We start from the raw sequence: 18,599 nt of genomic DNA, 5'->3' as shown, positions 1-18,599 counted from the left end.
GTGTCCGGGGCCGCGTCCCGGCTCAGATGTAATAGACGTCCGAGAAGACGTGCTGAACGATCTGGTCGCGCTTGAGACCGCGCTCTGCCAGCTCCGCATCGCTCATCGCCATCAAGGTTTGAACCTTGCGGCTGCGATCGTTGGCCTCGCCAAGTGCCACCAGCCCGTTGCCGATCGCCACGAACGGTTTCGCCAGGATTTTCAGAGCAGAGATCGGGCTGGCCGGAGCAGCCGATGCGGTGTGATGTGTCGTATATGCCATTGGAGGTCACTCCTGTTTCAGTTGTGAACTCCTCCCATTGGTGTTGAAGATAGGACATCAATTCTGACCTAGCTAGTCCTGAGTTGGAATGGCTGCCATGCGCCTGGCGCAACGTTATGAAAACGCTCATTTTTTGCGCTCCTCAGTACAAAAAGTAGCGCTGCGCCATGGGCAGCTCTTTGGCGGGCTCGCAGGTAAGCAACTCACCATCCGCGCGCACCTCATAGGTTTCGGGATTGACCTCGATTTGGGGCGTTGCGCTATTGAGGCGCAGATCCCTCTTGCCGATGCCACGGGTGCCTTTGACGGCAACGGTCTGTTTCGCCAGCCCCAGCTTGTCGCGCAGCCCATCGGCCTGCGCTGCCTCGGACACAAAGGTCACGGCGGAATGTTCGACTGAGCGGCCATAAGCGCCCCACATGGGCCGGGAATAGACCGGCTGCGGAGTGGGGATCGAGGCATTGGGATCGCCCATCTGCGCGCAGACGATGGTGCCCGCCATCAGAACCATCTCGGGCTTCACCCCGAAAAAGGCCGGGTTCCAAAGCACCAGATCGGCGCGTTTGCCTTCCTCGACGCTGCCGATTTCATGCGAGATGCCATGGGCGATGGCAGGATTGATGGTGTATTTGGCGATATAGCGACGAACCCGGAAATTGTCGTTCTCTCCGGTCTCCTCGGCGAGGCGACCGCGCTGTTTCTTCATCTTGTCGGCGGTCTGCCAGGTGCGGATCAGCACTTCGCCCACCCTGCCCATGGCCTGGCTGTCGGAGGCGATGATCGAAAAGGCGCCCATGTCGTGCAGGATATCCTCGGCGGCGATGGTCTCGCGGCGGATGCGGCTTTCGGCAAAGGCGACATCCTCGGGGATGGATTTGTCGAGGTGGTGACAGACCATCAGCATATCGAGGTGTTCCTCGATGGTGTTGACGGTGAAGGGCCGCGTCGGGTTGGTCGAGGAGGGCAGAACGTGATCCTCGCCGCAGATCTTGATGATGTCGGGGGCATGGCCACCGCCCGCGCCTTCGGTGTGGAAGGCGTGGATGGTGCGCCCCTTCATTGCGGCGACGGTGTGTTCGACAAAGCCGCTTTCGTTCAGGGTATCGGTGTGGATCATCACCTGTACATCCATCGCATCGGCCACCCCAAGGCAGCAATCGATTGCCGCAGGGGTGGTGCCCCAGTCCTCATGCAGTTTCAGCGCGCAGGCCCCGCCAAGCACCTGCTCTTCAATCGCAGCCGGAAGCGAGGCATTGCCTTTGCCTGCAAAGGCCAGGTTCATCGGGAAGGCATCCGCCGCCTGCATCATGCGGCCAAGGTGCCAGGCACCGGGGGTGCAGGTGGTGGCCAGTGTCCCGTGGGCTGGCCCGGTGCCGCCGCCCAGCATGGTGGTAAGGCCCGAATGTAGCGCATCCTCGATCTGCTGGGGGCAGATGTAATGGATATGGCTGTCAAAACCGCCCGCCGTCAGGATCCGCCCTTCGCCTGCGATGGCTTCGGTGCCGGGGCCGACGATGATATCGACGCCGGGCTGGGTGTCGGGGTTGCCCGCCTTACCGATCTTGTGGATGCGCCCGTCCTTGAGGCCAACATCCGCCTTGTAGATGCCAGAGTGATCGACGATCAGAGCATTGGTGATCACCGTATCCACGGCCCCTGCGGCGCGGGTGGCCTGAGATTGTCCCATGCCGTCGCGGATCACCTTGCCACCGCCAAATTTCACCTCTTCACCATACAAAGGCGCGTTCTCTCCCGCGCGTTCAGCGATCAGGTCGCATTCCACTTCGATGATCAGATCGGTATCAGCCAGCCGCAGCTTGTCCCCGGTGGTGGGGCCATACATGGCGGCGTAGTCAGCGCGGGAAAGTTTTGCAGGCATGTCTGGTGTTCCTATCCAGTCCGGTGGGTGCACGATGGCATGTGTACCAAAAAATATTGTTTCTTTAGGGCTTCGTAACTTGCGCTTTTCGGTTCGAGGACACCCTGTCCCCTGCGCTTGGCTCTGGCCTTGGAGGTGAATCTCAAACGTGGTTGTCTGTGTCGTGGATCAACAAATGAGCAGCACATGACCAACCTTTCATTCACTCTTCAGGCGCTGGGGTACGCCCTGTTTTTCCTTGCTATTCTCGGTCAGTGGCGCGGCTGGTGGTGATCCGCCCGGCGGTACGCCGGGCAGCGCCCGACCCGCCCCCATGGGCGGGCGCTTCACGCCCACCCTCGGGCCGGGCGCCGCCCTCTGAATTGAAACGCACCGGTCTGCCACGCTCACAAATCCCCCATGATCTGCTGGTTGAAACCATAGACCTTGCGCGCGCCGCCGATGGGGATCAGCTGTACCTCGCGGCGCTGGCCGGGTTCGAACCGCACGGCGGTGCCAGCAGCGATATCAAGCCGCATACCCCGGGCCGCATTGCGGTCGAAATCGAGCGCCGGATTGGCCTCGGCGAAATGATAGTGGCTGCCGACCTGCACCGGGCGGTCGCCGGTATTGGCCACCATCAGGGTTATCGCGTCGGAGCGCTCGTTCAGGGTCAGATCGCCGTGGGCGGGGAACAGCTCTCCGGGGATCATTTGCGCGACCGTACGTAGGCCAGCGCCGCAGCACCCCCTACGGTCAGTGCCGCCAGGATGACAGGCAGCCAGCTTTCCGATCCATGCGGATGCAGGTGCGCCCCACCATGGGCCAGGGCCGGACCAGCGGTGAGCGTGATGGCAGACGCGAGAGCGGGCAGGTGTTTCATCTGGGGTCTCCTCAAGGAATTCATCGAATGGGGTTGTGAACGGTCACCAGCTTGGTGCCATCGGGAAAGGTGGCTTCGACCTGAACCTCGTGGATCATCTCGGGGACGCCTTCCATGCATTGATCTCGGGAAATGACGGCGGCGCCTGCCTCCATCATCTCGGCGACCGAACGCCCGTCGCGGGCGCCTTCCACCACCGCATCGGTAATCAGGGCGATGGCCTCGGGGTGATTGAGCTTCACGCCGCGCGCCAGGCGCTTGCGGGCGACTTCGGCGGCCATGGCGACCAGCAGCTTGTCTTTTTCACGGGGGGTCAGGTTCATCGGATCTATAGTCTCCAGCAGCGCGGCAGGCCGGTCTCGGTCAGCCGGTCAAGAATGGGAACAAGGCTTTGGCGCAGGGTGAAACCGTCTTCTGCCAAGAGGCGCAGCACCAGAAGGCCATCAGTGACAAGCGACACGCCGCCGGTTGCGGGCAGCATTTCACGCAAGGGTTTGAGCCAGGCTTCGGCATCGGGCGCAGCCAGCACCAGCGCCGCCATGGCGCGCGCGCCTGCGGCAACGGCGGGGCGGTCAAGCGTGCCGGCGATGTCGCCCGAAAGATCCACCCCGTCATAGTAGATGAGGTGTCCGTCGCGGTGGATTTCCACGCGATCGCTGAAGGTGGCATCGCGCAGCTCTTCGCCCATTGCCATGCGGCCAAAGACGACAGGCTCCACCATCAGAAACCGCGCATCGCGGGCCATGTCGACATGTAACAAGCGGGAAAAGCGGCAGCCCTCGAAGAGAATGGTCTCCTGCGGCAGCCAGTTGAGCTGCGCGCCGCCGGCAAGCTCCAGCCGGGTCTCCATCCGCCCGGTCTCGTCCGGCTGGGCCCGATAGGCGCGTTCGGCGGCCTGGGTGGTGACCGTAAGTTTGCCATGCTCACGCGCCGCGGCCGAGACGCTGAACTGGTCTCCGCCGGTGATGCCGCCGGCTGTATTCACCAATACTGCCTCGGGATGAGGGCGGCCTTGAGGAAACAACAGTTTCATTGCGCCCGCCTGGTGCAGAGCCTTCAGGCGGACCGCGCCGTCCTTATAGTGGGTCGAGACACATGCGCGCCCCACAGCACGGGGCTGGGGGGGTATGACGGGGTGTGTACCCTGCTGCGATATGACGGCGGCTTCGGTTATCTTGCGCTCTCCCGCGGCTGATGATGAGTCTTACCAGTTGCTTAAGAGACTGCGCTTTGCAGGCGGCAATGACCATTTTGCAGGCGCTTAATGGCCGCTTCACAAGCAAAGCCGATCAAAGATTAATCGAGGACGGAAAAGAGCGCCCAGAATTTGGGCAAAGACGGATTCGTCGGTAAGCGGTGGATGCAAGGGTTTGCCAAGAGTGCCGCGCTGCAGAAACCTGACTGTGGCTCGCAGGTTTCGACATGCGGGTCATGGGAGTGTGGCGGCCACACGAATTGGACCTCGATCAGACCGCCACACGTTTTGCAACAACAGTTGCAGGGTTGACCTAGTGCCGCCGCCCTTCTTCCGCAAGGGAAAGAGACGGAACAGGTGCGCCCTGCCTGGAGGGAATGATGAGCTTCTTCAAGAAAACCGCTGCCAGCGTGCTGGCCCTTGGGATGACCGCCGGAGCCGGTATGGCCGCCGATTGTACCATCAAGGTGGGTGTTCTGCACTCGCTGTCGGGCACCATGGCGATTTCCGAAACCACCCTGAAAGACACCATGCTGATGCTGGTGGCCGATCAGAACGAAAAGGGCGGCCTTCTGGGTTGTGAGCTGGAAGCGGTCGTGGTCGACCCGGCCTCCGACTGGCCGCTGTTTGCTGAAAAGGCACGCGAGCTGCTGACCGTGCATGAGGTCGACGTGATCTTCGGCAACTGGACTTCCGTGAGCCGTAAATCCGTGCTGCCCGTCATCGAAGAGCTGAACGGCCTGCTGTTCTACCCCGTCCAGTATGAGGGCGAGGAAAGCTCCAAGAACGTCTTCTACACCGGTGCCGCGCCCAACCAGCAGGCGATCCCGGCGACTGATTACTTCCTTGAGGAACTGGGTGTTGAGAAATTCGCGCTGCTGGGTACCGACTATGTCTACCCGCGCACGACCAACAACATCCTTGAAAGTTATCTCAAGGGCAAAGGCATCGCCGAAAGCGATATCTTTGTGAACTACACCCCCTTTGGCCATTCCGACTGGTCCAAGATCGTTGCTGACGTGGTGGCGCTGGGCGCAGATGGCAAGAAGGTTGGCGTGATCTCCACCATCAATGGCGATGCCAACATCGGTTTCTACAAGGAACTGGCTGCTGCAGGCATTTCCGCCGATGACATCCCGGTGGTGGCCTTCTCGGTCGGTGAAGAGGAACTCTCGGGTCTCGATACCTCCAATCTGGTCGGTCATCTGGCGGCCTGGAACTACTTCCAGTCGGCTGACACCGAAGCCAACGAGGCCTTCGTTGCCAAGTGGAAAGAGCTGATGGGCGAAGAGCGTGTCACCAACGACCCGATGGAAGCGCATTACATCGGCTTCAACATGTGGGCCAACGCGGTGACCGCCGCTGGTACGGCTGACGTGGATGCTGTGCGTACCGCCATGTACGGGCAGGAGTTCCCGAACCTCACTGGCGGTACCGCTGTGATGCTGCCGAACCACCACCTGGCCAAGCCGGTGCTGATTGGCGAAATCCAGGAAGACGGACAGTTCGACATCATCTCGGCAACCGATCCGGTGCCGGGCGATGCATGGACCGATTTCCTGCCGGAATCGGCGGTTCTGATGTCCGACTGGAAGGATCTGGGCTGCGGTATGTACAACACCGAGACCAAGACCTGCGTGCAGACGCTTTCGAACTACTGATCTTCTGAACCGAGAAGAACAGTGTCGCGGCGGGGGCTTGTGCCTCCGCCCCGGCTGACGCCCTCGACCTGACGCCGAACCGGAGTCTTTGAGGGCATCATTTTCAGGGCGGATCTCAAAGACATGAAACGACTATTCCTTGCCTGCCTCGCGCTGATCTGCGCGTGTCAGGTCAGCCTTGCCCAGACACCTGCGGCCGATGGCCCACTGCAGCAGCTGTTACAGGACAACCGCGCGCTGATCGAGAAAAGCTCGCGCAAGACCATCGGGCCGGTGATCGACAGTATCGCGGCCAGTGGTCTGCCGCAGGCCCGTGGCTTCCTTGAGGCCTGGCAGAACAAGGACGTCTGGCAGCGAAAACAGGACGGCTTGTTTTTTGTCGGTAAGGAAGTCGCCAAGCGCACCTATGCCCTCAGCAGCCCCGATGATGGGACTTTGGCAGGGGAATATCCCAAGAAAGAGCTGAAACAGCTCAAACCCAACAGCGGCGTGCGCGCTCTGATCGCCACCGCCCTTGTACAATTCCAGCTGAGTGATCCCGATCCCGCCACCCGCGCCGAGGCCCTGCTGGCGATTGAACGCGCGCCGGGCGCGGACCTGCTGGCACCCCTAAGGGCTTCCATTGCGCGGGAGGACGATCCGGTCCTGAAAGCCCGCAAGACGCGGCTCGCCTTGCTATTGACCATCGCCTACGGCGCGGATGAGGCAGAGCGGATCGCCGCCATCGAAGGTCTGTCCGGTGATCTGAGCGTCGATGTGCGCGCCGCGCTCAACCCGTTGGTCGCTGTTACGGTAGAGGTGGCTGAGGAACTGCCCGAGGGACGCAATATTGCCCGCACCCTGACACCCGGCGAGGATAGCCTGTCCCGCACTGACGCCTATGACATGCTGGTTGCGGGCGGTCATGTGCCCGAACGCACCACCCCGGATGCCCTGCGCCAGACCCTTGCCGACCATATCAAGGGCGGACGCGTTGCGGGCGTGCCGCTGGCGCAGCTGTCAAACGAGATGGTCCGTCAAAAGGTCTACGAAAGCCTTGCCTCGGACGGGAAGGTGCCGCCCTTCGTGGGCGAAGAGGCGATCACCGTCGCCCTGAACCGCTATGTGTTCTTTGAAACCTACGCTGAACCATCCGCTGCGGTGACGGATGCTGCCGAGCAGGCGCTGGACAGCATTGGCACCAAGGTTGCGCTCAACCAGGCGGTGGATCTGGGGCTGGATGCGGTCTCTCTCGCGTCGATCTATTTCCTTGCGGCCATCGGCCTTGCCATCACATTCGGCCTGATGGGGGTCATCAACATGGCCCATGGCGAGTTCATCATGATGGGCGCCTACACCGGCTACGTGGTGCAGCAGGTGATCCCCAACCACACGGTGTCGATCCTGGTCGCCATCCCGCTGGCCTTTGCCGTCACATTCGCCGCCGGGGTCGCGATGGAGCGGCTGGTGATCCGGCATCTCTATAACCGCCCGCTTGAGACGCTCTTGGCGACCTTCGGGATCTCCATCGCGCTGCAACAGCTCGCCAAGAACATCTTCGGCACGCAGGCCCGCCCGCTGACGGCGCCGGGCTGGCTGGATGGCGCCTGGGTGATCAATGATGTGGTCTCGATCAGCTATATCCGTATCGCGATCTTCGTGCTGGCGCTGATCTTCCTCGCTCTGTTCCTTTTCATCATGCGGCGCACGCGGCTGGGGCTGGAAACCCGCGCGGTGACGCAGAACCCGCGCATGGCGTCCTCGATGGGCATCAATCCAGGTAGGGTGAACATGCTGACCTTTGGTTTGGGATCGGGGATTGCCGGGATTGCGGGAGTTGCTATCGGCCTATTTGCCAAGGTCACATCCGAGCTGGGACAGGATTACATCGTGCAAAGCTTCATGACCGTAGTTGTGGGCGGTGTCGGCAATATCTTTGGCACGCTCGCCGGTGCGGCGATGATCGGCTCCTTGCAAAAGGGAATCGAGTGGCTCAACCCGTCCAACACGCTGGCGGCGCAGACCTACATGATCATCTTCATCATCATCTTCATTCAGTTCCGCCCAAGAGGGATCATCGCCCTCAAGGGCCGTGCGGCGGGGGATTGATCCATGCGACAGTCATTCATTTCAAAGAACCCCTCTGTGCTGGTCTTTCTCGCGATCCTTGCGCTCTTTACCCTTGTGGTGACCCTGCTGGCCGAAGGGCCGGGAGCGGGGCTCATTCCGACGAGCTTTGTCAAGACGTTGGGCAAGACCCTGTGCCTGTGTCTGATCGCCATCGCGATGGATCTGATCTGGGGCTACACCGGTATCCTGTCGCTGGGTCATTTCGCCTTCTTCGGGCTTGGCGGTTACATGATCGGCATGTGGCTGATGTACGAGCGCACCCGCCTCATCGTGACCGAGGCATTGGCGCAGGGCGATATCCCCCCGACCGAGGCCGAGGTGGTCGATGCCATCGGCACGCAGATCTTTGGCGTTGTCGGCAGCAGCGAATTCCCGGTGGTCTGGATCTTCGCCGACAGTCTGGTGCTGCAGCTCATGCTGGTGGTGCTGGTGCCGGGCGTGCTGGCGGCGGTGTTCGGCTGGCTTGCCTTCCGCAGCCGGGTCACGGGCGTGTACCTGTCGATCCTGACGCAAGCCATGACGCTGGCGCTGGCCCTTTACCTGTTCCAGAACGACTCTGGCCTGCGCGGCAACAATGGTCTGTCGGGCCTGCAGAACCTGCCGGGGGTGGAGGCGCCGCAGGCAGAGGTCTCCATGTGGTTCTTCTGGGCCTCTGCGCTGGCCTTGGGGCTGGGTTACATGCTGGCGGCCTGGGTGGTGTCGGGCAAGTTTGGCTCGGTCATTCGCGGCATCCGCGACAACGAGGCCCGCGTGCGCTTCCTTGGCTACCCGGTCGAGACCTTCAAGCTTGCCGTATTTACCCTTACGGCCTGCATCGCCGCCATTGCCGGGGCGCTTTATTACCCGCAGGCGGGCATCATCAATCCGGCGGAAATGGCGCCGGTGGCCTCGATCTATCTGGCGGTCTGGGTCGCCATCGGCGGGCGCGGGCGGCTTTATGGCGCGGTGATCGGCGCTGCCTTTGTCTCGCTTGTGTCCACATGGTTCACCGGCGGGCAGGCGCCAGACATCCCGCTGGGGTTCTACACCATCAAATGGGTGGACTGGTGGCAGGTGATCCTGGGCCTGTCCTTTGTCCTCGTGACGCTCTTTGCGCCGAAAGGCATCGGTGGCCTCTTTGACCTCTTGCAGCGAAAGGACCGCACATGAGCACGCTTCTGGAAGTCTCGGGCGTCTCCGTCAGCTTTGACGGTTTCAAGGCGATCAACAACCTGTCGTTCCAGATCGCTGAGGCCGAGCTGCGCGCGGTGATCGGCCCCAATGGCGCGGGCAAGACCACCTTCATGGATATCGTCACCGGCAAGACGCGCCCCGATGAAGGTCGGGTGATCTGGGGCGAGAAATCCGTGTCACTCTTGGACATGGACGAGGCGCAGATCGCGCGGCAAGGGATTGGACGCAAGTTCCAGAAACCCACGGTTTTCGAGGATCAGTCGGTGCGCGACAACCTAATGATGGCCCTGAAAAAGGACCGCTGGGTGATCGCGGTGCTGTTGTTTCGCGCCTCAGATGCCGACATTGCTCGGGTCGAGGAGTTGGCGGCAGAGGTCGGCCTCTCGGATCAACTCGATCGGATCGCCGGAGAGCTGTCACACGGGCAGAAACAGTGGCTCGAAATCGGCATGCTTCTGGCGCAGGAGCCGCGGCTGCTTTTGGTGGATGAACCGGCGGCGGGCATGACGCCTGAGGAACGTGCGCATACCACTGATCTGCTGGTGGAGGCCGCCAAAACCCGCGCGGTGGTCGTCGTCGAACACGATATGGAGTTCGTCCGTCGCCTCAACTGCAAGGTCACCGTGCTGCATGAAGGCGCGGTTCTGGCCGAAGGGGGATTGGACCATGTGACCGCCGATCCCGAAGTCATCGATGTTTACCTGGGGCGCTGAGCGATGCTGGATCTGAAGGATATCACCCTCCACTATGGCCGCAGCCGGATCCTGAACGGGATTTCCATGCAGGCGGATCTGGGCGAAGTCACCTGCGTTATGGGCTGCAACGGAGTCGGTAAGACCAGCCTGATGAAGGCGGTGACCGGCACCCATCCCCGTTCAGGCGGCACCATGCATTTTGACGGGCAGGAGATCGGCGTCGTGCCCGCGCACCAACTGGCCCGTGCGGGCATTGCCTATGTGCCTCAGGGGCGCGATATTTTCCCGCTTCTGACGGTGAAGGAAAACCTTGAGACCGGCTTTGCCTGCCTGCCACCCGAAGAGCATTTCATCCCCGACCACATTTTCGAATTGTTCCCGATCCTGAAGGACTTCCTCGCTCGGCGCGGTGGCGATCTGTCGGGCGGGCAGCAGCAACAGTTGGCCATTGCTCGCGCCCTGATCACCAAGCCGAAGCTATTGGTGCTGGATGAGCCGACCGAAGGCATCCAGCCCAATATCATCAAGCAGATCGGCGAGGTCATCAAACTGCTGCGCACCCAGGGCGACATGGCGATCATCCTGGTGGAGCAGTTCTTTGACTTCGCCTATGAGCTGGCCGACCGTTTCGTGGTGCTGCGTCGGGGCGAGGTGGTGTTGGAGGGCCGCAAGGGCGCGGTGGAACGCGACGCGTTGCTGGAGGGCGTTTCTGTCTAGACCGCCCCGACCAAGCGCTTTTGGCGAAATTCCCCCTTGATCCGCTCGCCCCACTGGGGAACTTGGGCCCATGCGTGATTTCAACTGTCCCAACTGCGGCAGCGGCATCAGCCCTGCGATTGACGCGATCAAGATGCTGAGCTGCCCCTCCTGTGGCACAACCTTGTTCCTTGAGGACAAGGGCGCAAGGCTCGCAGGCGATGCGGGCGTCATGCACGATGTGCCGATGCTCTTTGGCCTTGGTGACTGGCTGCGCATCTCCGATTGGCAGTTCGAGGTTCTGGGCCATGCGCGGTTTTCCTACGGCCGCGGCACCTGGGACGAGTTCTTTTGCCGCCGTGAAGACGGCCCCCTGCGCTGGGTCTCGGTCGATGAGGGCGACGTGGTGATCCAGCAGGAGCTAACGCGAGCGAATTGGCCCCGTTACGATGGGACACTGCATCTGGGGCGGCAGATCGACTATGACCATGAGGATTTCACCGTTGTCGAGATGGACGAGGCGACCTGCGTGGCCCTGCGCGGCAGTTTCGATCATCCGCTCAGCGTAGGGGAGCGCTACAGTTTCGTGAACCTTCAGGACCGCCGCGGGCGGCTGTTGTCCGGTGAATTCCAGGGCAACTTTCGTGAGTGGTACAGCGGTGTCTGGGTGGACCCCTTTGATATCCGTGTCGAAACAGCGGGCAGGGCCGCGCAATGAGCCTCAATCCTGATCTGAAATCCATCGATTGTACCACTTGCGGAGCGGGGCTGGACGTTCTGGGCGGCGGGCGGGTTACTGTCCATATCTGCCCCTATTGCGGCACCGAGCTGGACGCGCTCGACAGCTACCGCGCCCTGCGCCGTTTCAACGATTTAGAGCGGCCCGAAACCCCCTTTCCCATTGGCATCACGGGGCGGCTTTATGGCGTTGACTTCACCGTCATCGGCATTCTGCAACACCGGGAATACTGGCAAGGTGAGGCCTATACTTGGCTCGATCACCAGCTGTACTCACCCACCCACGGCTATGCCTGGCTCACGATCGAGGACGGCCACCTGATCTTTGCCCGCCGCTATCGCGGCGGTGGCGGCTGGATGTCGGAGCGACAGGTGGAAACCTCGGACTATCCGCCGGAGGTCAGCATCGGCGGCGAGCGGTTCCGGTACTACGAGACCTCCACCAGTACGATCACCTATGCCGAGGGCGAATTCACCTGGGCGCCGCAAAAAGACGAGAAAACCACCGAGGTGACCGCCATCTCCGACGGTGCGGGCATGGGATTCGCCCAGACCGGAACCGAGCGCGAGACCTACCGGATGACCTATCTTGCGCCGCAAAAGGCCGAGGCTGCGTTCGGCGTCAGTACCGGGCTGGTGCCGCGCGGGGTGCATGCCTTGCAGCCGTTCCAAAAGGGGCCGAACCATGGCTTTCTCACCAAGGCAGGCCTTGCTTTTGCGGCTCTTTCGCTGCTGATCGCGGGCATCTTGTCGGCGCGACCCGGTGAGACAATTCTGTCGAACAGACTGATCTCCTTCGGGCAATTGCCAATAGAGATCCCCTTTGCCATCGAGACACCGGGGCGGCTGACACGGATCTACCTCGAAGGGGACACCCGCAACAGCTGGGCCTATTTCGCCCTGGAGTTGGAAGACCCAGAAGGCGAACCGCTGTTCGAGGCGGGCCGTACGGTGGAATACTACTATGGAACCGATGCCGATGGCCGCTGGACCGAGGGCACCAATCGCGCCAACCTCACCTTCCGGCCCGAAGTTGCGGGCGAATACACCCTCGCCCTTTCCTTGGAGGAAGGCGCGCACTGGGGGGCAGTCTATCCGCAAAGTAGCGCACCGACTGGGCCTGTGTTCCGACAATTGAAGATGGATATCCGCAGCAATCTGTCCAGTGGGCGCTGGATGGTTGTGCTTGCGGTGGTCTTTGGCCTGATCGGGGGCTATCCGCTGTTTCGGAAATATTGGCATGAAAAACGCCGCTGGAGCGGTAGCGACTGGACCGATGAGGACTGAGTGATGATTACCCCGTTCCGACTTGTCTTTCTGCTGCTGGCGGGGCTTGCCGTCGCCGGCACCTCCTATGTCGCCTACATGGGATACGGCAGCGAGAGCACGGATCTTGACCGATCGGTCAGGGTGGTGGGCGCCGGGCGCGGCCTGAATGGACATGTGAAATAACATCAAGAGGATGCCATGGAGTATTTTGCTGCAATTCAATTGGCTGAGCTGATAAGCACCGTCTTTTACACCTTTGTCGGCGTGGCGCTGATGTGGGTGGTCTGGAAGGTGCTGGACGCGCTGACGCCCTTTTCCATCGTGAAAGAGATCGAGGAGGATCAGAACATGGCTCTGGCCATTCTGATCGGCCTCTTGTTCGTCTCCATCGCCATCATCATCGCGGCCGTCATCTTGTCATGACCGGGGCCGTTCCCGGTGGCGGGGAACCCCGTGCGAACCTGCGGGAAGTCTGGCTTCTGGCGGCGACCTTTCTGGTGGCGGTTTCCGGCCTGATCTACGAGCTGATCGCCGCCACCCTGTCGAGCTACCTTCTGGGCGACAGCGTGCGGCAGTTCTCGCTGGTGATCGGGGTCTTCCTGTCTTCGATGGGGCTGGGCGCCTGGCTGTCGCGCTATGTGAGTCGCGCCATGGAGGGATTCATCTGGGCGCAGATCCTTCTGGGGGTGGCGGGCGGTTGCATGGCGCCTTTGGTCTTTTACCTCTACGCTTGGAGCGGCGCGGTGATGCTGCCGCTTTATGGGCTGCTGATCCTGATCGGGATGCTATCGGGGATGGAGATCCCGCTGATTGCCCGTGCGCTCAAGGAAATCGGCGCGCCGGAGTTCCGGTTCGAGAATGTGCTCAGCGTCGATTACGTCGGCGCGCTGGCGGCCTCGGTGGCCTTTCCGCTGCTTATCGTACCGCATCTGGGGCTGATGCCCGCCAGCCTCACCTTTGGGGCGCTGAACCTGCTGGTGGCGGGGGTCTCACTATGGGTGTTTCGCGCCGTTGCCAGCCGCGTGGCCGTTGTCATCTGGGCACTGGCGCTTGCGCTGACCTTTGCTGGGCTGGTGCAGGCTGAACGGTTGGTTTCAGTCGCCGAGGCGAACCTTTTTGAGGACGACATCATCCTCAGCGAGGCGACGCCCTATCAGCAGATCACCGTCACACGATACCGTGACCGCACACGGCTGTTTCTGGACTATTCGATCCAGTTCGACACGCTGGACGAGCACCGCTATCACGAAAGCCTGGTGCATCCCGCCATGGCTCTGGCCCCGCGCCGCCGCGACGTGCTGATCCTTGGCGGCGGCGATGGCATGGCCGTGCGCGAGGTGTTGAAATGGGATGAGGTCGCGCATGTGACGCTGGTCGATCTCGACCCGCGCGTCACCGCGCTGTTCCGCGATCACCCGGATCTGTCGGCGCTCAACGATCATGCCCTGTCGGACCCGCGCGTCACCATCCGCAACATGGACGCCTGGCAATTCGCGGAAAGCAGCGATCAGGTCTTTGACGTGATCCTCATCGATTTGCCCGATCCCAAGAACCTCGCCCTGTCCAAGCTTTACTCGCGCCAGTTCTATGGCGCATTGGTGGAGCGGCTGAGCGCTCAAGGGCTGATGGTGACGCAAGCCGGGTCGCCACTGTTTGCGCGGGAAGCCTTCTGGTCCATTGCCGCCACGCTTGAGGCGACGCGCAATCCGCTGGCGTTGGGGCAGGGGGCAGGGCAGGGGCTGCACGTCTGGCCCTATCACGCCTATGTCCCCAGCTTTGGCGACTGGGGTTTCGTGATCGCGGCGTCGCAGAGCTTGAAGACGCAAAGCCTGCCTCGCCTACCGGATGGTCTGCGGTTCCTTGATCAACAGGTCTGGCAGGCGGCGCAGGTCTTTGGCGGTGATACCGGGCCGGTTCTGGTCGAGGAGAACTCGATCCAGTCTCATGCCTTGGTGGGCTACTACCTTGATGGCTGGGCGCGCTGGTTTGAGTGATCAGGCCGAAACGGCTGCTTCGCGTGCCTGGGGCAACAAAAAGGGCACGCCGAAGGGCGGGGTGGTATTGACGGGCACCGGGCAGCCATAGACCTCGGCCAGGGTGCGGTCCGTCAGGACTTCTGCCGGGGTGCCTTTGGCGGCAATGCGGCCCGCCTGCATCAGCACCACGTGATCGGCGAACATGGCCGTGAGGTTCAAGTCATGCATCACCGCTACAACGCCGCCGCCCGCGCCGGCATAGCGCCGCGCCAGGTCCATCACCGTGAACTGGTGGCCGATATCAAGGCTGGCAACTGGTTCATCCAGGATCAGCCAGCGGGGGCTGCCATCGACCACCGGCTCCCACACCTGAGTGAGCACACGGGCCAGCTGCACGCGCTGCTGTTCACCGCCCGACAGGTCCTGATAATAGCGCCCGGCAAAACCGCCCAGATCCACGGCCTCAAGGGCCCTCAGCGGTAGATCGCTCTCACCCGCAGACAGGCCCGAGCTGAGACCAAGGCGCACGATCTCAAGCACGGTAAAAGGAAAGGCGATCGTGGTGCTTTGCGGCTGCACTGCACGGATTGCGGCCAGATCCCACGGTTTGAGCTTGGCTGTGTCCTGCCCATTGAGCAGCACCCGGCCCGTATGCGCGATCTCGCCGGTCATGGCGCGCAAAAGCGTGGTCTTGCCCGAACCGTTTGGGCCGACGATGGCAGTGACCCGGCCCGGTTCGGCTACGAAATCCACCCCGTGCAGGATGGTGCGGTTGCCCAGCTTAACGGTGATGTCTAAGGCTTTCATGTTCTGTCCAATCAAAGACCAAGGCCCGCGCGGCGTTTCAGCAGGATCCACAGGAAGACCGGCGCGCCCAGAACGGCGGTGACGATGCCGATGGGCAGCTCTGCGGGTGCGATGATGACCCGCGCGATCATGTCGGCGGCCAAGAGCAGCGTTGCCCCCAAGAGCGCGGCATTGGGCAGCAAGGGGTGGTGATCCGGCCCGGTGGCAAGGCGCAACAGATGCGGTACCACGATGCCGATGAAACCGATCCCGCCTGATACGGCCACAGCCGCGCCGGTGGCGCCGGCCACGGCCATGATAGAAATGTTCTTCACCCGTTGCACCGGGATGCCGATGTGCCCGGCGGCAGCCTCTCCCAGCGCCAGACCGTTCAGACCGCGCGCCAGGAACGGTGCGGCGCAGAGCGCCAGTCCAATCACCGGCAGAGCGGCGAGCACCTTGGTCCAGGTGGCGCCCGCCAACGATCCCATGCCCCAGAAGGTGAGATCACGCAACTGGTTGTCATCGGCCATGTAGACCAGGATGCCAGACAGCGCTCCGGCCAGCGCGCCAAGGGCGATGCCTGCGAGCAGCATGGTGGCAACCGAGGTCTGCCCGCCGCGGGTGGCGGTCCGATAAAGGATCAGGGTCGAGCCCCAGCCGCCAAAGAAGGCGGCAACCGGCACCAGCCCGGTGCCAAGCGTGTCGCGCAAGGCGGCTGGCAGCAGGCTGCCCAGCACGATGGCAGTGATCGCAGCCAAACCGGCCCCGGCGCTGACGCCGACGATACCGGGATCGGCCAGCGGATTGCGAAACAGCCCTTGCATGACGACGCCAGAGACCGCCAGCGCCGCGCCCACAAGAATACCGAGGCATAGGCGCGGCAGGCGGATGTCAAACAGGATTATCCGATCCAGTTGCGACAGCTCGCGCCCCGCAACAAGATCGCCCAGGGCGGACCAGACAGAGGTGCCCGCTGCGCCAAAGGTCAAAGAGGTGACAGAGGTCACCAGCAATAGAGCCGCCAGCACCAGCGTCAGGCGCCTTGCCTGATGTCGGCGGTCCACCGGCGCCCCGGTGGACCCGCCCCGAGCCGGGTCTGTGCTTCCCTGATGGGTGTCGGCGGCCAGGCTCATTTCGAGTGCCCTTCGTAAAAGGCACGCGACAGTGTTTGGATGGTTTCAGGGGTGCGCGGCCCGAACCCCAAGAGCGACAGCCCATCCATGCGTACCAGCCGCCCATTTTGCGCCGCCGGGGTGGGGATCAGCGCAGGCAGGCTGGCAAGTTGTTCCATTGCCACGCCATGATCGCCGCCCCGGTCCATCGCCAGGATCACATCGGGCGCCGTGGCCGAGACCGCCTCGTCTGTCATGGGCTTGTAGCCGTCAAAGCTGTCCACTGCGTTGATGCCACCCGCCATGCGAATGATACCATCGGCAGCCGTGTCGCGCCCTCCGGCCATGATGCGCCCGCCTTGGGTGGAGAGGATGAAAAGCACCCGCACAGGGGTATCCCCGGCCCGTTGTGCCGCGTCCTTCTGGGCGGCTTTCAGATCGTGTTTGATCCCGTCCAGCAGGACGCGCGCCTTGTCCTCGGCGCCAAGGGCTGCGGCGATGGTCTCGATTTTCTGGATCACCCCATCCGCCGAATAGACCTCGGGCACCTCGGAATAGGCGACATTGGCCTGTTTCAGCACCTCAAGCGTTTCTAGTGGACCGGCGCCGCTGCTGGCGATGATCAGGTCCGGGTCAACCGAGAGCACCCCTTCGGGCGACAGAGCACGGGCATAGCCCACATTCGGCAGCGCTTCGGCCTGCGGTGGATAGCTGGAGGTGCTGTCGCGCGCCACCAGGCGGTGACCTTCGCCCAAGGCATAGACGATTTCCGTGACAGAACCGCCGACACTGACGATCCGTTCCGCTGGTGCGGCTGCGGCCAATGACCCGGCCAGGAAAGCAAGGGAAACTCCCCTTGTCAGGTTGGAGATAAAGCCCATCATGCCGTCTCCACTTCTGCTCGGGCTTCGGCCTCAAGCGAGGGCAGGGAAGCCACGATCGCGTTCCACGCAGGGCGGCTGTCGTTTTCATCGGTCCGGCGTCCGAAGACCTGAAAGATGATGCTGCCATCGGAGTCAAACGCCTCATAGGAGATGGCATCGCCGCGTTTGGTGGGTTTGTTGACCGCCCAGACCTCGGCCACGTGATCAAGACGCAGGTGCAGATCGAAACCGGGGTCGAGAATGTTCTGCCAGGGACCCATTTCACGCAAATGCCGAACTGGTCCGCCGTGGATCTCGATGCAGCCCTTGTTGCCGACGAAAATCATCACTTCGATCTCCTGATCGCGCACGGCATCCAGCATGGTGTTTACAGTATCGGTGGGCAGCGCACGGGCAAAGGGTTCACCCACGATGCGATAGGCGCCAAGGCGGTTCATCTTGAGTTTGGAGCACAGGCGCATGAACTGATGGGTGTCGGTCATTTCGGCCCATTCGCGGCGCAGGGTCTCAGACTTTTCCGGGTCTGCTTTTGCGCCTTCGGGCGGCGTGCGGGCAACAACCGCAAGCGCGTCGGACTGATCCTCATGGGCGAGATCCGAAATCAGCGCTCTCCAGGCGTCGAGGTTCGAGGTTTCGCGCAGGTGCACCTTGTGGACCGCATCCCCCGCAGCATCGAAGAACTGGATGGACCGGCTGGTACCCCTTTTGCCCTCACGCTCCACCGCAAAGGCATGAGCAAAATGGCGGGGGAACAGGCGCAGGTCGATTTCCGGGGTCAGCACCATGCAGGCGTGTTCGCCGCTTTGGTAATGGCTGTACGTGCCGACCTTTTCGATCACGCAGGATTCGTTGCGGGTCAGAGCCATGACCTCTCCGAGATCGGCGAGCCTTGGGAACACCGCGTTCGGGTCGGCCGCGATTCGCGTCACCCCTGCGCCGCAGTAGGCGGCAACCAGCTGGCCTTCGCTGATGCCCAGTTTTGCGGCAAAGTCGCGGTCGCGCATTTCGGTGTGTTCGGCGCGCGCGGCACGGATGTCTTCTGCGTTGGCAGGAGTCGTTGTGGTCATGTCTGGCCCTTTCAAAGGCGGTCTTGGTGGCGTTTTGGAAAGGGCTGGCTGTGTTTGCCGACTGGCAAGACACGCTGGCGGCTGGCTGTGCAGCACGGCTGAATTTATGTTGACTGTTTTTATCACCTTTACTATCAGGCTCAAGCGGAATTTTGAATTTCGCCTGAATACACTCGGAAATACCGTGCCAGCCCTGCGCAAGCCTTCGGTTCAAGAATGAAAAGATGCGAAG

21 protein-coding genes are annotated in these 18,599 nt (G+C 62.1%); 11 read left to right on the top strand and 10 right to left on the bottom strand.

The window, feature by feature from the left end; genetic code table 11:
- Positions 1-22: 22 nt before the first annotated feature.
- The 6 genes from INS80_RS04960 to INS80_RS04935 form a co-directional block, all read right to left on the bottom strand.
- The gene (locus INS80_RS04960; RefSeq protein ID WP_192964568.1) at positions 23-262 is read right to left on the bottom strand and encodes a DUF1127 domain-containing protein; all 240 of its coding nucleotides are present in this window, start codon (positions 260-262) and stop codon (positions 23-25) included.
- Between the two features lie 142 nt (positions 263-404).
- Positions 405-2,141, bottom strand: a complete 1,737-nt coding sequence (gene ureC / locus INS80_RS04955) for an urease subunit alpha (protein ID WP_192964567.1) — start codon at positions 2,139-2,141, stop codon at positions 405-407.
- A gap of 386 nt (positions 2,142-2,527) precedes the next feature.
- Positions 2,528-2,833: an urease subunit beta gene (locus INS80_RS04950; protein WP_192964566.1), complete on the bottom strand. Its 306-nt coding sequence runs from the start codon at positions 2,831-2,833 to the stop codon at positions 2,528-2,530.
- Entirely contained in the window at positions 2,830-3,003 is a 174-nt protein-coding gene (locus INS80_RS04945; protein WP_192964565.1) for a hypothetical protein, read from the bottom strand. Before INS80_RS04945 ends, INS80_RS04950 begins: the two co-directional genes overlap by 4 nt.
- A gap of 20 nt (positions 3,004-3,023) precedes the next feature.
- Positions 3,024-3,326: an urease subunit gamma gene (locus INS80_RS04940; protein ID WP_192964564.1), complete on the bottom strand. Its 303-nt coding sequence runs from the start codon at positions 3,324-3,326 to the stop codon at positions 3,024-3,026.
- A gap of 5 nt (positions 3,327-3,331) precedes the next feature.
- The gene (locus INS80_RS04935; RefSeq protein WP_500796523.1) at positions 3,332-4,111 is read right to left on the bottom strand and encodes an urease accessory protein UreD; all 780 of its coding nucleotides are present in this window, start codon (positions 4,109-4,111) and stop codon (positions 3,332-3,334) included.
- Positions 4,112-4,623: 512 nt separating this feature from the next.
- On the opposite strand from INS80_RS04935, the gene urtA reads away from it, so the two are divergent.
- From urtA to INS80_RS04885, 10 genes are all read left to right on the top strand, one after another.
- Positions 4,624-5,859 (top strand): urea ABC transporter substrate-binding protein, encoded by a 1,236-nt coding sequence (gene urtA / locus INS80_RS04930; RefSeq protein WP_226892708.1) that lies wholly within the window; start codon positions 4,624-4,626, stop codon positions 5,857-5,859.
- A gap of 123 nt (positions 5,860-5,982) precedes the next feature.
- On the top strand, positions 5,983-7,947 hold the full coding sequence (urtB, locus tag INS80_RS04925; RefSeq protein ID WP_192964561.1) for an urea ABC transporter permease subunit UrtB: 1,965 nt from the start codon (positions 5,983-5,985) through the stop codon (positions 7,945-7,947).
- Positions 7,948-7,950: 3 nt separating this feature from the next.
- Complete coding sequence (urtC, locus tag INS80_RS04920) at positions 7,951-9,117, top strand: urea ABC transporter permease subunit UrtC (RefSeq protein ID WP_192964560.1); 1,167 nt, start codon at positions 7,951-7,953, stop codon at positions 9,115-9,117.
- Positions 9,114-9,854, top strand: a complete 741-nt coding sequence (gene urtD / locus INS80_RS04915; RefSeq protein ID WP_192964559.1) for an urea ABC transporter ATP-binding protein UrtD — start codon at positions 9,114-9,116, stop codon at positions 9,852-9,854. The genes urtC and urtD overlap by 4 nt, the downstream gene beginning before the upstream one ends.
- Positions 9,855-9,857: 3 nt before the next feature.
- Complete coding sequence (urtE, locus tag INS80_RS04910) at positions 9,858-10,553, top strand: urea ABC transporter ATP-binding subunit UrtE (RefSeq protein WP_192964558.1); 696 nt, start codon at positions 9,858-9,860, stop codon at positions 10,551-10,553.
- A 70-nt stretch (positions 10,554-10,623) separates the two neighbouring features.
- Positions 10,624-11,250, top strand: coding sequence for a DUF4178 domain-containing protein (locus INS80_RS04905; protein ID WP_192964557.1), 627 nt, complete (start codon positions 10,624-10,626; stop codon positions 11,248-11,250).
- Positions 11,247-12,557 (top strand): DUF4178 domain-containing protein, encoded by a 1,311-nt coding sequence (locus INS80_RS04900; protein ID WP_192964556.1) that lies wholly within the window; start codon positions 11,247-11,249, stop codon positions 12,555-12,557. The genes INS80_RS04905 and INS80_RS04900 overlap by 4 nt, the downstream gene beginning before the upstream one ends.
- A gap of 3 nt (positions 12,558-12,560) precedes the next feature.
- A complete protein-coding gene (locus INS80_RS04895) occupies positions 12,561-12,722 on the top strand; it encodes a hypothetical protein (protein WP_192967357.1) in 162 nt (53 codons plus the stop codon).
- A gap of 15 nt (positions 12,723-12,737) precedes the next feature.
- Positions 12,738-12,962: a DUF350 domain-containing protein gene (locus INS80_RS04890; RefSeq protein ID WP_192964555.1), complete on the top strand. Its 225-nt coding sequence runs from the start codon at positions 12,738-12,740 to the stop codon at positions 12,960-12,962.
- Positions 12,959-14,533 carry a polyamine aminopropyltransferase gene (locus INS80_RS04885; protein WP_192964554.1) on the top strand — a complete coding sequence of 525 codons (1,575 nt, stop codon included), beginning with the start codon at positions 12,959-12,961 and terminating at the stop codon, positions 14,531-14,533. The genes INS80_RS04890 and INS80_RS04885 overlap by 4 nt, the downstream gene beginning before the upstream one ends.
- Here the strand turns inward: INS80_RS04885 and INS80_RS04880 are convergent, their stop codons facing one another.
- From INS80_RS04880 to INS80_RS04865, 4 genes are read right to left on the bottom strand one after another with little or no spacing between them, the layout of a single operon-like run.
- Entirely contained in the window at positions 14,534-15,322 is a 789-nt protein-coding gene (locus tag INS80_RS04880) for a heme ABC transporter ATP-binding protein (RefSeq protein ID WP_192964553.1), read from the bottom strand.
- An 11-nt stretch (positions 15,323-15,333) separates the two neighbouring features.
- Positions 15,334-16,437: a FecCD family ABC transporter permease gene (locus INS80_RS04875; protein WP_192964552.1), complete on the bottom strand. Its 1,104-nt coding sequence runs from the start codon at positions 16,435-16,437 to the stop codon at positions 15,334-15,336.
- The gene (locus INS80_RS04870; protein ID WP_192964551.1) at positions 16,434-17,300 is read right to left on the bottom strand and encodes a heme/hemin ABC transporter substrate-binding protein; all 867 of its coding nucleotides are present in this window, start codon (positions 17,298-17,300) and stop codon (positions 16,434-16,436) included. Before INS80_RS04870 ends, INS80_RS04875 begins: the two co-directional genes overlap by 4 nt.
- Entirely contained in the window at positions 17,297-18,367 is a 1,071-nt protein-coding gene (locus INS80_RS04865; RefSeq protein WP_192964550.1) for a hemin-degrading factor, read from the bottom strand. The genes INS80_RS04870 and INS80_RS04865 overlap by 4 nt, the downstream gene beginning before the upstream one ends.
- Here INS80_RS04865 and INS80_RS04860 point away from each other — a divergent pair.
- Positions 18,366-18,587 (top strand): hypothetical protein, encoded by a 222-nt coding sequence (locus INS80_RS04860; protein ID WP_192964549.1) that lies wholly within the window; start codon positions 18,366-18,368, stop codon positions 18,585-18,587. The genes INS80_RS04865 and INS80_RS04860 overlap by 2 nt on opposite strands.
- Positions 18,588-18,599: the final 12 nt, after the last annotated feature.

Source organism: Phycobacter azelaicus, from assembly GCF_014884385.1.
In the GTDB taxonomy this organism is placed as follows: domain Bacteria; phylum Pseudomonadota; class Alphaproteobacteria; order Rhodobacterales; family Rhodobacteraceae; genus Phycobacter; species Phycobacter azelaicus.
The sequence above is the reverse complement of the archived record's forward strand: the minus strand, read 5'-3'. Positions and strand labels throughout refer to the sequence as shown.